Origin of the sequence: Exiguobacterium marinum DSM 16307, from assembly GCF_000620845.1 — a bacterium.
Taxonomy (GTDB): Bacteria; Bacillota; Bacilli; order Exiguobacteriales; family Exiguobacteriaceae; genus Exiguobacterium; species Exiguobacterium marinum.
Genome location: NZ_KK211189.1, coordinates 394,237 through 406,961, shown reverse-complemented (window position 1 = coordinate 406,961; position 12,725 = coordinate 394,237). Strand labels below are relative to the sequence as shown.

The window sequence follows — 12,725 nt, the reverse complement described above, 5'->3', positions numbered from 1 at the left end:
GGTAGAGACGGATGAGTGATGCGATTCAAGTCAATACACCACCACATAGCGTGGAAGCGGAGCAAGCCGTCTTAGGGGCAATCATCCTCGATTCGGATCGGTTGATCACGGCCTCAGAACGTGTCGACCCGGACGACTTTTATCGTGTCAGCCACCAACGCATCTTTGAAGCGATGTTAAAGATCAATGACCGGGGCGAACTCGTCGACTTAGTCACGCTCAGTTCAGAGTTACAGGCTCAAGGCATTCTAGACGAAATCGGCGGTCTCAACTATTTGGCAGAAGTCGCTGAATCTGTACCGGCCATTGGAAACATCGGCTATTACTTGAACGTCGTCGACCAAAAAGCGGCGCTCCGTCGTTTAATCCGAACGGCGACCAATATCGTGTCAGACGGTTATGAACGCCAAGATGAGGTCGATTCCGTGCTGTCAGATGCCGAACGGAATATTTTAAAAGTATCGCAGCGAAAAGGACAATCGAGTTTCCATCCAATCGGGTCGGTTCTCTCGGATGCATATTCAACGATTGAAAAACTACATCAGTCGAGTGGTGAAATCACTGGAATTGCAACGGGCTTCACCGATTTGGATAAGATGACGGCTGGTTTCCAGCGAAACGATTTGATTATCGTGGCCGCTCGTCCATCTGTCGGGAAAACCGCGTTCGCTTTGAACATCTCGCAAAACGTTGCCGTCCGTACGGGCGAGAACGTCGCCATCTTCAGTTTGGAGATGGGTGCCGAGCAACTCGTTATGCGTATGTTGTGTGCGGAAGGGAACATCGATGCCCAGCGTCTCCGGACCGGTCGTCTCGAAGCAGAAGACTGGGGCCGTCTGTCACTCGCAATGTCGTCGCTTTCGCAAGCAGGCATCTACATCGACGATACGCCGGGTCTCCGTGTCAACGAGATTCGAGCGAAGTGTCGTCGTTTGAAACAGGAGTACGGCCTCGGGATGATTATGATTGACTACTTGCAGCTCATCGTCGGGAACGGGAAACCGGGCGAGAACCGCCAACAAGAAGTATCGGAGATCTCGCGTACGCTCAAAGCGATTGCGCGGGAACTGCAAGTACCGGTTATCGCCTTGTCACAGCTCTCGCGTGGCGTAGAGAGTCGTCAAGACAAGCGACCGATGATGTCGGATATCCGGGAATCGGGAGCGATCGAGCAGGATGCCGATATCGTCGCCTTCCTCTATCGTGATGACTATTACGATAAAGAGAGTGAAGACGCCAATACGATTGAGATCATCATTGCGAAACAACGTAACGGTCCGACCGGTACGGTCAAGCTCTCCTTCCGGAAAGAGTATAACAAGTTCGTCAATATGGAGACACAAGCCTTCGCACCACCGATGTAACGTCGGTGGTGTCTTTTTTTTAATAGGTGATTTAAAAATAACGAACGAATAGTTACATCTTATATAAAACGTTCGGTATTAGATTGACTTTCTCACTTTTCAAGTGTACACTTACGGATGGTTTGAACAGAACGTTGATTAATAAGGAGGATTCATTATGTCATCAGTAGTCGTAGTGGGAACGCAGTGGGGCGATGAAGGAAAAGGAAAGATCACCGATTTCTTATCGAAACAAGCCGAAGTCGTCGCGCGTTATCAAGGGGGAGACAACGCTGGTCACACGATCGTCTTCAATGATACGAAATATAAACTTCACCTCATTCCGTCTGGGATCTTCTATTCGGACAAAACGTGTGTCATCGGAAACGGAATGGTCGTCAACCCGAAATCACTCGTGACCGAACTCGCTTACTTACATGAGCGCGGTGTGAGCACGGATAACCTTCGGATCTCGAACCGGGCGCACATCATCTTGCCGTATCACCAGCTTCAAGACCGTCTAGAGGAAGACGCAAAAGGTGACGCAAAAGTCGGTACGACGCTCAAAGGAATCGGTCCGGCATACATGGATAAGGCGGCACGTATCGGGCTTCGCATCGCTGACCTTCTTGATAAAGAAGTGTTTGCGGAGAAACTAAAGACCGTGCTTGAGTTGAAAAACCGCATGTTCGTGAAAATGTATGAGGTCGACCCGATCGAGTTTGATGATATCTTTGAAGAGTACTATGCGTATGGCCAACAGTTCGCTAAATACGTGTGTGATACATCGGTCGTCTTAAACGATGCACTCGACGAAGAAAAGAAAGTTCTCTTTGAAGGGGCACAAGGGGTCCTTCTCGATATCGACCACGGAACGTACCCGTTCGTCACATCGTCGAACGCCGCGTCAGGTGGCGTATCGAGCGGTGCCGGAATCGGACCATCGAAGATTCATCACGTGGTCGGTGTCTGTAAAGCATACACGTCACGTGTCGGTGACGGTCCGTTCCCGACAGAACTTGACGATGAGATCGGCCATACGATCCGTGAAGTCGGTAAAGAGTACGGGACAACAACAGGTCGTCCCCGTCGTGTCGGCTGGTTCGACTCGGTTGTCGTACGTCACTCACGTCGTGTCAGTGGAATCACAGATCTTTGCCTCAACTCCATCGATGTATTGACAGGTCTTGAGACGCTCAAGATTTGCACATCGTATGAGTACGAAGGGAAGCATCTTGATGAGTACCCGCCGAACTTCCGCGTCCTCGAGAAGTGTGTACCAGTATACGAAGAACTTCCGGGTTGGACAGAAGACATCACGGGTGTCCGCAACTTCGATGACCTTCCGAAGAATGCACAGCGTTACGTACGTCGCATCGAAGAATTGACAGGAATCGAATTGTTGACGTTCTCGGTCGGACCGGCTCGTGAACAGACGGTTATCTTGCGTGATATTTACGAAGCATAAGAAAGGGAGCCATCGGGCTCTCTTTTTCATTTCCGCGGAAATGGACCACGCTTTCTAAGCTGTATAAAAAGAGTTACAATGTAGGCATGTACGTTTAATGATAAGAGGAGGACTCACTGAATGGATCGTACGATTTTAGTGGTAGATGACGAACAACCAATCGCAGATATATTGAAGTTTAAACTTGAAAAAGAAGGTTATCAGGTGCATGTCGCCTATGACGGTGAAGAAGCCCTCGTAAAAGTAGAGGAGATTCAACCGGACCTCATCTTACTCGACATCATGCTTCCGCTCAAAGACGGCATGGAAGTATGTCGTGAGGTACGGAAGAAGTATGATATGCCGATCATCATGTTGACGGCGAAAGACTCCGAGATCGATAAAGTACTCGGGTTAGAGCTCGGAGCGGATGACTACGTCACGAAACCGTTCAGCTCACGTGAACTGTTGGCTCGTGTCAAAGCGAATATGCGACGTCACGCGACGGCGCCGGCGCCAGAAGCGAAAGGGGCGAATGCGAACGATATCGCGATCGGCGACTTGACGATTCATCCGGATTCGTACATGGTGACGAAACGGGAAGAGAAAATCGAATTGACGCATCGCGAGTTCGAATTAATTCATTACCTCGCGCAAAACATTGGACAAGTGATGACGCGTGAACACTTGCTCCAAACGGTATGGGGCTATGATTACTTCGGTGACGTACGTACCGTGGATGTTACAGTACGTCGTCTTCGCGAAAAAGTAGAGGATAACCCATCGACGCCGACGTACATCATTACGCGTCGTGGCGTCGGATATTATTTGAAGGCAGGAGAAGAAGACTAAACGATGAAACGGACGAACTTCTTTAAATCAATCCAGTGGAAGCTCGTCGTCATCTATGCGCTGCTCATTCTCGTTGCGATGCAAGTCATCGGCGTGTACTTTGTACGTTCTTTGGAACGACAATACATCAACAACTTCTCGCAGTCACTCGTCGACCGGGCGAACCTACTGAGCTATAACGTCAGTGAGGGAATCGCAGCGAACGAGAGTGACTCGACTACGGACCAGCAGTTGAACCAGTTACTGGATCAGCTGCTGTCTGAATTTACAGAGAGCACGACGCTAGCTGACGACATTCGGGAAGTCCAAATCATCGACACGAACAGTGTCGTGCGGGCGACCTCGAATCAAAATAATCAAAGTCTCGTCGGACAACGGACGGCGAGTACGTTTATCCAGAAGTCATTCGCGACAGGCGGGGCGCAGGAGACGCTCGTCTATGAGGATTCGAATGACCGAATGCGCGTCGTCGCCGTTCCGATTAAATCGGAAGTGGATGGGACGACGACCGGGATGATTTATATCGAGGCATCGATGAAGTCCATCTACAACCAGATGGAACAAGTGACACGTATCCTCGCAACGGGGACGTTGATTGCACTCATCATCACCTCGTTCCTTGGTATTCTCTTATCGCGCACCATCACGCGACCGATTGCCGACATGCGCAGGCAGGCCGTAGAGATGCGGAAAGGGAACTTCTCGCGGAAAGTTAAAGTGTACTCGGATGACGAGGTCGGTCAACTCGCGTATGCGTTCAACGAATTGACAGACGAATTGATGGAAGCAAATGCGACGACGGAAGCGGAACGACGTCGCTTGACGAGTGTCCTTGAGAACATGTCGGACGGGGTGGTCGCGACCGACCGCTCGTTACGCGTCATCTTGATGAACGACCAAGCGCGCGACATGATCGGGGTTGCGGAGGAAGAGGCGATGGGGACGAATTTACAAAGTCTCCTCGCGTTCGAAGAGGAAATCGTTATTCCAGAAGACGGGACGATGCCGACGAAGCTGATTGACCTCAGTACGGATGAAGAATTGTTCCTCGTCCGTGCCTACTTCTCACCGATTCAAAAGCACAGCGGACCGATCACAGGTCTCATCGTCGTCTTGCATGATGTCACGGAACAAGAACAAGTCGAACAGGACCGCCGTGAATTCGTGGCGAACGTCAGTCACGAGTTGCGTACACCGCTCACGACAATGCGCAGCTATTTGGAAGTCCTCGCGGAAGGCGCTTATCAAGACGATGAGTTGGCGCCACGCTTCTTAGAGACGACACAAAACGAGACGGAGCGGATGATTCGCCTCGTCAACGACTTGTTGCAACTCTCGAAGATGGACAGTAAAGAATACAAGATGCAGAAAGTGAAGTTCGACTTCGTGCAATTCTTTAACGACATCATCGACCGTCACGAGATGACGAAAGGAGAGGCGATTCAATTCCGTCGCAAACTGATGAAGCGTCGTGTCTACGTGCATGCCGACCAAGATAAGATGACCCAAGTCATCGACAACATCATCACGAACGCCATCAAGTTCTCACCAGAAGGCGGGACAATCACGTTCCGGACGATGCTTCGGGCGAAGCGCCTCGTCATCGGGATCAAGGATGAAGGGGTCGGGATTCCGAAGTCGAACTTGAAGAAAATTTTTGAGCGCTTCTACCGTGTCGATAAGGCGCGGGCGCGTAACATCGGTGGAACCGGACTCGGTCTATCGATTGCCAAAGAAGTCGTATCCGCTCACGGGGGCGACATCTGGGCAGAGAGTGAGTTTGGCCGCGGTACGACGATTTACTTCACCATCCCGTTCGATACGATTGTGGAGGTGAATGATTGATGAAACGGTTTACGATCGCAAAGCCGGAACTGTGGAAGTCGTTCATTTTGCTCACGTTAATCGTCACGTCGATTGTTCAAACCATCATCTTGTGGGATTACCATCCCACGTATCAGGCCGTCCAATCGGAGACGCAGCTCACGACGGTGGACGAGTCCCTGCAGCGCCGGGCGAATCAGGTCATCATCCCGACTCAAGCGGTCGTACATGACAACAATGCCGTCTTCGCTTCGAAGAATACGCCGAAGCAACTGATGCGCGTCATTCGGGATTCGTTTGAAGCGAGTGAGTTCAAACCACTCGCCGTGAAAAATGTCCCGAGCTTCTATACGGATATCAACGAGGGACTCGAGTTGATCTTACCGGAGGCCTACTATGCGGATACGCTCAGCTACATGTTGCCGGGAACGTATAGTCTGTCTGGGAAAATTCCACAACGGATCCTCATCTATATGGACGAAAATGCGTTCAACATTCGCACCATCATGAGCGACCAATCGATTTGGGAAGGAAAGTTGACGAAAGTCGGAAACGGCGATGTGAACAGTCTCTTCTTGAAAAATTCGAGTCGAACGATGAAGCGGGTGACGTACACCGATGAGCGGGTGAATTACATTCCGGTCATTGGACCTGAGATGAATGAGTTGTTTGCTTACGACGTATCATCGATTCAAATCGATACCCGTCTTGACTGGATGCGGGACACGTTCTTCCCGGGCGACCCGAATGTTCAGGAGGTCGACCCGGCAAGTTCGATTGGAGCCTTGACGAATGGTGTCAGCGTTGGGGAATATGATGCGACCCTGAACGCCAGTCGTTACCGAAACTTGTCTCGGAACAGTACAGAACGTGACACGGCACTCGGATTAGATTCGATTGTAGAATTCGTGAACTTCCACGGTGGATGGGTCGATGAAGCTTCTGAGAATCAAGGGCTCTCACTTCGCTTTGATGCCATCACACCTGCAAATAAAGGTTTTGAAACGACTGTGTTCCGTTTTCATGTGAAAGGGTATCCGGTCTTTAGTCAGCGCGAGGCATTTATCAACAACGATGCCATCGACTTATCCACATTACGTGTGGAAAACGACGGGGCACAGGTCCGGTCGATCACACGTCACCACTTGGAAATCGATCGGCTGATCACGGTCGGTACGACACAGTTGGCTAATGCGAACGAGGTGCTCAGTACCCTCATCAACTCCGGACGGTTTGAGAACGTAACGGAGATTCGAATCGGTTATGAAATCGAATATAACGAAGATACGAGCCGCTACGTGACGTTCTCACCGAACTGGTTCGTGCGTGAGGCGGGGCGTTGGGTCCCATATAATCAAGCAGACGGTTGGACAGAAAGGATGATGTATCGTGGATTGGAGTAAAGCGAAAACAATTTTAATCTTCGCCTTCCTCGCCTTGAACGTCTATCTATTGTTCCAATTGTTGACGGAAACGTGGGCGACCGAAGTCGTGACGAATGACAACACGTCGATTGCACAAATTTTAGATCAGCGGAATGTCGATCCGGCAAAATTGCCACGAATGGGTCGCGATATCGGATATTTGACGGGATCGTCTGAAGAGATGTCCGCCGCGATGATTACAAAGAATCGGGAAGCGCAGCTAGCGACGACGCTCGATAACATGCAACTTGAAGTCGAATTGAAGCAACCTGTGCCACTCGATGCGAAAGATTTACGAACGACCGCTTCGACGTTTGTGGCGGAATATGTTCCATTCGGAGATGAATATGCCTACTGGCGATACGATGAGTCGACGAAACAAATCGCCTTCGTGCAAACGTTCGAGGAGAACAAGATTTTTTCAACACCTGAAGTCGAGGGGGACACGGAAATGTATATCGGTCCGTCCCTCATCCTGATTCAGTTGAACGAGGCATTTGAAGTGACAGATTATAAGCAGCGTCATTTAAAAAACCTGTCGTCGAAAACGCAAGACGACCTCGTGTTGACGGCGAGCGAAGCGATTTCTCAACTAGCATCCCGGAAGTATTTTCAGCCGAACCAAGAGATGCGAGCCATCAACACCGGGTTTTATAGCTTACCGCTCGATAGCTCGGGCAGTTTGATTATCATGCCTCCGCTCTGGTCGATTGGGATAGATGATCAAGTCTATTTCGTCAATGCGATCGATGGAACGGTCGAGCACGTCGAGTTTGAAAAGAAAGAATGAAAGGAGTGATCGCGTGACTTTACAGTATAGTGTATTAGCGAGTGGATCGACCGGAAACGCCCTCTATATCGAGACGGAACGGACGAAGCTGCTCGTCGATGCCGGATTGACCGGAAAAGCGATGCAGCAACGCATCGAAGCCATCGGTCGGTCGTTTGAGGGGATCGACGCACTACTCGTCACCCATGAGCACTCCGACCATATCAAAGGTGTCGGTATATTAGCACGAAAGTATAACTTACCGATTTATGCGAATGCGAAGACATGGACGGCGATGGAAGCGAACATCGGCAAGATTGATCCCGCCTTGAAGTTTCAAATCGAAGTCGGAGATGTGAAACAGTTCGGCGATATCGAAATCGAGACGTTCAACGTGAGCCATGATGCGGCAGACCCGATGTTTTATCAGTTTGCCCATGACGGGAAACGTTTGGCTCATATCACCGATACGGGTTATGTCTCGGACCGGATGAAAGGGGTTATCCGTGGAGCAGACGACTTCATCTTTGAGTCGAACCATGACGTCTCGATGCTCCAGATGGGGCGTTATCCATGGAGTGTCAAACGACGTATCCTCGGCGATTATGGGCACGTCTCGAACGAAGACGCGGCCATCGCGATGAGTGAGGTCATCGGTGACCAGACGAAACGGATCTATTTGGCCCACTTGAGCAAGGACAACAACATGAAGGAGCTCGCGCAAATGAGCGTCTCGCAAACACTCGGCATGCGAGATATCGATTTAAATCGAATCAAATTGTGCGACACGGACCCGACAAACCCCACTTCACTCGTTTCTTTATAAGGAAACTTGGGAAAAGACAGGTATCACACTGTCTTGAAGGGGGGACGCGTCGTGAACGAAGAGAGACACCATGAGTATGAACCTCAAGACGTCGAACCTGAAGCACACGAAGCAAATGAAACAAACGAACAACAATCGACGTACCCATCTCGGAGCGAATGGCGACCGAAGCAAGAGGAGCACGTACGCCATAAGCCGAGACCAAATATAAAACCGTTGTTACTCGGAGGGGTTGGCGGATTCTTAGGAGCGGCTTTGTTTTTTGTCATTGTGATGCTCTGGGATTCGCCGACCTCTCGTTTTGTGACGAATGAACTGACACGGACCGAACAGGCCGTCACCGTCACAGAATCGGACGTGACGACGGCCGTACTTGGTGCCAAGACGTCCGTCGTCAGCATCACGAATATCCAGCGCGCCTTCACCTCGGACTCGCAGTGGGAGGCGGGTGCCGGCTCTGGCGTCATTTATAAAGTAGAAGGAAACACGGCTTATATCGTCACGAACTTCCACGTCATCGAAGAAGCGGACGAGGTCAACATCGCCTTCTCCGATGGTCAAATCGCATCGGCAACCATTTTAGGCGAAGACCCGCTTAACGACTTGGCTGTCGCCGAAGTTGAACTGCCGAAAAATATCGATGTGGAGCCGATTGTTCTCGGTGACTCTACCGTCCTACAGGCCGGCGAGACCGTCATGGCCATCGGAAATCCGCTCGGTGTCTTCTCAAACTCGGTCACCCGTGGTATCGTCAGTGGTGTCGAGCGGACGGTGCCGGTCGATACGAACAGCGACGGCTTGATGGATTATAACGCGGAAGTCATTCAGACGGATGCGGCCATCAACCCGGGAAATTCGGGTGGTGCCTTGATCAACATTCGTGGAGAGCTTGTCGGAATCAATTCGATGAAAATCGCCGAGGCGAGCGTAGAAGGGGTCGGATTCTCCATTCCCGTCAACGTGGCGCTACCGGTCATTGACATGTTAGAACGCGACGGTAAGGTGACACGGGCTCAGCTCGGGGTCACGATTCAGGAAGTCATCGCCGTACCTGGTAACATCCGGGAAGAGTATGGAATCTCATTCGACCAGGAAGACGGTGTCTTCGTCGAAGAGGTGACACCGGGTAGTCCGGCTGAAGAAGCGGGACTTCGGGTCGGGGACGTCATCACAAAAATCGGAGACCGGGAGATCAAACGATACGTCGATTTACGTGATGCGTTGTATCGCGATGCGACGGTCGGTGATACGATTACGATTGAGTATTTACGTCGCGGGGAAGCAAGAGAAACCGAGGCGACCTTAACTGAAGCAACATAAAGAAGCGGCGACGCTTCTTTTTTAAGGAGGAAAAACTGTGGAAAAAAAAGTATGCAAGGAACATGTTGAAATCGCTTTAGACATCATTGTGGATGAGACGGGGGAATACCCGTTACTAGAGGAATTATCCACAAGTGGACAAGTGGCATGTGAGTTCTGTGATGCCGATGCAACATATGTTGTGTCAAGCAAAAACTAATTATCAACATGTGGATTTGTGGATAACTCTGTGGATAACCCTATGGATAACTCCAAAAAAACTGTGGAAAAAGGAAGAATTGGATGAATATTTCAATTATCACGGTCGGCAAACTGAAAGAAAAATATTTAAAACAAGGAATTGCTGAGTACACAAAGCGGCTTTCCACCTATGCAAAAGTGCAGGAAATCGAGGTGTCAGACGAAAAAGCACCCGAGCATTTGAGTGAGGCAGATATGTTACTAGTAAAACAAAAAGAAGGCGAGCGCATTTTGGCGAAGATATCCCCAGATACGCACGTCATCGCCTTGGCGATTCAAGGAAAGCAGCGAACGAGTGAAGAGTTCGCCCGTGAACTCGATCAACTCGCGACGTATGGAAAGAGTAAAATCGCCTTCGTCATCGGAGGATCACTAGGATTATCCGATGATGTAATGAAACGAGCGAACGATACGATCTCGTTCTCGAAAATGACATTCCCCCATCAACTCATGAAGCTCGTATTGTGTGAGCAGATATATCGGGCGTATCGAATCAATCGGAATGAACCGTATCATAAATGAGTGAGATTTCTGAAGCTCGAGAACTAACAAACGCTTTGTTCTCTGCATGAAATGAATAAAGCTGACAACAGCGAGAAAAGTTGCGATTGTAATTCAATTCATCTAAGTTGAACCTCAAATTTATGTTGTTAATCTAAGTATTAATAAGAAAATTTGAGGTCACGGATGATTGATGAATCATAAAAGTAAATGATGCACTGTGAATTACACTGACATACGCTTCGCTACTTTATCTAAAAATCTTTTTCTTCGATGATCTTTCCCACTACTCGTAAACGAACTATTCAACCATTTCACATTTTTAAGTCCAATCCCTTTGAATGTTCTACGAATAAGGGTCCCCTCAATCGGGTTCCCGGCCAGATATCTTAAATACCACGTGGGCACTTCCGAAGTGGAAATGACAGTGGTTTTTTTAATATGGGTGAGTAATCCTTTCAATCCAGTAGATTCCTCTACATAGGCAAAGTTTTTCAACATGACCTTGTCAAAAAAACCTTTTAAAATAGCTGGAACATCAAACCACCAAACAGGGAAGATAAAAACTAATTCATCACTGTCGCTTAGCATCTTCTGATATTGGTTCACTAAGGGATCTCGGGATTGACCTTTCGAATAAAGAGATAAATCAGATTCACTTAATACAGGATTGAATTGATCCTTATTTAAGTCAATGATTTGATAATCTTTTTTCCTATGGACTAATTGTTCAATTGTTGTGTCCATAATAGATTTATTGAAACTACCATGCCATGGATGAGCAAGAATAATCGTTGTTTTCATAGGTGGTCCTCCTAGTGTGATTAGATCCTGGACAAATTTAAAATTGAGCATATGTCATAATTTGAACAATTGCTCAATTTATATATCTGCAATATAATGCTCGTGTAGACACTGCGTCAATAAGTATAGAGGTATTTATACAAAACTCTCATTTTGTACAAATTAAGGAGTACTTATGCTAAAACAACAACCAATAAATACGAATTCTAAGAGATCAATCAATCTTTTAGTGGATACTATGTTGGAATTAATGCGTCGAACGAGCTTTACGAGTATCACCATATCAGAACTTACTAAAACTGCGGGATTGGCGCGAAATACATTTTATGCTCACTTTGATACGAAAGAAGATGTACTAACCTATCATATGTATCAAATATTTCGGAAGAGGATCCAACTTGCATCAACAGAAGCAAAACAAGAGCAACTTGATTTCGATACGTTGTATTTTGAGATATGGAGTGACAATCTTGAATTTTTGAATCTTCTAAAAGAAAATGATTTACTTCCGATTTTGAATCGCTTTGAGGAGCATTTCGATTTACTCTGTACAGATTTTCAAATTTATGAGAATTGTAATGTATCTGAAAAAGCGGAAGCATATGCGAATGCGGTATACGCGGATTCATTGGCAAGCATTATGAAAAGGTGGATGAAGACCGGCATGAAAGAAACTCCACAAGAGTTAAGTGAGATTTTTAAAGAGTTTATTCGGTAAACGTTGTTTAAAGTTTGCTCGGAATTGACGCAGGATTCACATATTCAGTTTCACAAATAACGAATCAAAACATAGGAGCGCTTTATGAACCACACCATCAATCTTCTTACAAAAAGAATAAATCAAGACTTTTTAAACACCTTCGAACGCTTTCAGGAAACTCATCGCATCTATGCCGCAGATTCAAATGGTGAGCTTTATCAAAAAGACGAGCATTACATCGATGAATGGGATGATGCGAAAAAACAACAGGTCATTGAGATTCTCAACTACTACATCGACCGTGGCGGTGTTGTTGTGGCAATCCAAAAAGGCGAGACGCTACTCGGTTTTGCCGGACTAAATGGACGACCGCTCGGAAAAGAGGGACAATATCTGAACCTCGGTTTCATTCATGTGAGTCGTCCTAATCGCGGACATGGGCTTGGGAAAGTACTGTTTGAACAAGTTTGCCAGGCAGCGGTCGAACGAGGCGCGAAAAAGTTATACATCGGTGCGAATCCGGCTATTGATACGTATCATTTTTATAAAACGATGGGATGCACATTAGCCGAAGAGATTGTGTCAGAAGTGTACGAAGAAGAACCACTCGACTTACAACTCGAATATGTTTTATCATTTCCTGAGACTGCATCATAACGATGTGGTCTTTTTCAT

Annotated in this window: 13 protein-coding genes; 12 read left to right on the top strand and 1 reads right to left on the bottom strand. The window is 48.0% G+C overall.

The genetic code is table 11. The features are described 5' to 3' along the window. The first annotated feature begins 11 nt into the window (after positions 1-11). The 10 genes from dnaB (at position 12) to rlmH (ending at position 10,567) form a co-directional block, all read left to right on the top strand. Positions 12-1,364 carry a replicative DNA helicase gene (gene dnaB, locus P400_RS0102430; RefSeq protein ID WP_026824725.1) on the top strand — a complete coding sequence of 451 codons (1,353 nt, stop codon included), beginning with the start codon at positions 12-14 and terminating at the stop codon, positions 1,362-1,364. A 157-nt stretch (positions 1,365-1,521) separates the two neighbouring features. Next, positions 1,522-2,811, top strand: coding sequence for an adenylosuccinate synthase (locus tag P400_RS0102425; protein ID WP_026824724.1), 1,290 nt, complete (start codon positions 1,522-1,524; stop codon positions 2,809-2,811). 120 nt (positions 2,812-2,931) lie between these two features. Continuing rightward, complete coding sequence (gene yycF, locus P400_RS0102420) at positions 2,932-3,642, top strand: response regulator YycF (RefSeq protein ID WP_026824723.1); 711 nt, start codon at positions 2,932-2,934, stop codon at positions 3,640-3,642. A gap of 3 nt (positions 3,643-3,645) precedes the next feature. Then, a complete protein-coding gene (gene walK, locus P400_RS0102415; protein ID WP_026824722.1) occupies positions 3,646-5,487 on the top strand; it encodes a cell wall metabolism sensor histidine kinase WalK in 1,842 nt (613 codons plus the stop codon). Further along, positions 5,487-6,869 carry a two-component system activity regulator YycH gene (yycH, locus tag P400_RS0102410; protein ID WP_026824721.1) on the top strand — a complete coding sequence of 461 codons (1,383 nt, stop codon included), beginning with the start codon at positions 5,487-5,489 and terminating at the stop codon, positions 6,867-6,869. The genes walK and yycH overlap by 1 nt, the downstream gene beginning before the upstream one ends. Next, positions 6,856-7,680 carry a two-component system regulatory protein YycI gene (locus tag P400_RS0102405; protein WP_026824720.1) on the top strand — a complete coding sequence of 275 codons (825 nt, stop codon included), beginning with the start codon at positions 6,856-6,858 and terminating at the stop codon, positions 7,678-7,680. The genes yycH and P400_RS0102405 overlap by 14 nt, the downstream gene beginning before the upstream one ends. A 13-nt stretch (positions 7,681-7,693) precedes the next feature. Then, the gene (locus P400_RS0102400) at positions 7,694-8,485 is read left to right on the top strand and encodes an MBL fold metallo-hydrolase (RefSeq protein WP_026824719.1); all 792 of its coding nucleotides are present in this window, start codon (positions 7,694-7,696) and stop codon (positions 8,483-8,485) included. A 51-nt stretch (positions 8,486-8,536) separates the two neighbouring features. Then, entirely contained in the window at positions 8,537-9,805 is a 1,269-nt protein-coding gene (locus P400_RS0102395; RefSeq protein ID WP_026824718.1) for a S1C family serine protease, read from the top strand. 37 nt (positions 9,806-9,842) lie between these two features. Further along, positions 9,843-10,004 carry a CxxH/CxxC protein gene (locus P400_RS15455; protein WP_084483554.1) on the top strand — a complete coding sequence of 54 codons (162 nt, stop codon included), beginning with the start codon at positions 9,843-9,845 and terminating at the stop codon, positions 10,002-10,004. 83 nt (positions 10,005-10,087) lie between these two features. Further along, positions 10,088-10,567, top strand: coding sequence for a 23S rRNA (pseudouridine(1915)-N(3))-methyltransferase RlmH (rlmH, locus tag P400_RS0102385; RefSeq protein WP_026824717.1), 480 nt, complete (start codon positions 10,088-10,090; stop codon positions 10,565-10,567). A gap of 204 nt (positions 10,568-10,771) precedes the next feature. Here the strand turns inward: rlmH and P400_RS0102380 are convergent, their stop codons facing one another. Then, positions 10,772-11,350, bottom strand: a complete 579-nt coding sequence (locus P400_RS0102380) for an NAD(P)H-dependent oxidoreductase (protein ID WP_026824716.1) — start codon at positions 11,348-11,350, stop codon at positions 10,772-10,774. Between the two features lie 175 nt (positions 11,351-11,525). Here P400_RS0102380 and P400_RS0102375 point away from each other — a divergent pair, with 175 nt between their 5' ends. Then, positions 11,526-12,068 (top strand): TetR/AcrR family transcriptional regulator, encoded by a 543-nt coding sequence (locus tag P400_RS0102375; protein ID WP_026824715.1) that lies wholly within the window; start codon positions 11,526-11,528, stop codon positions 12,066-12,068. A gap of 84 nt (positions 12,069-12,152) precedes the next feature. Continuing rightward, positions 12,153-12,707, top strand: coding sequence for a GNAT family N-acetyltransferase (locus P400_RS15310; protein WP_051545929.1), 555 nt, complete (start codon positions 12,153-12,155; stop codon positions 12,705-12,707). Positions 12,708-12,725: the final 18 nt, after the last annotated feature.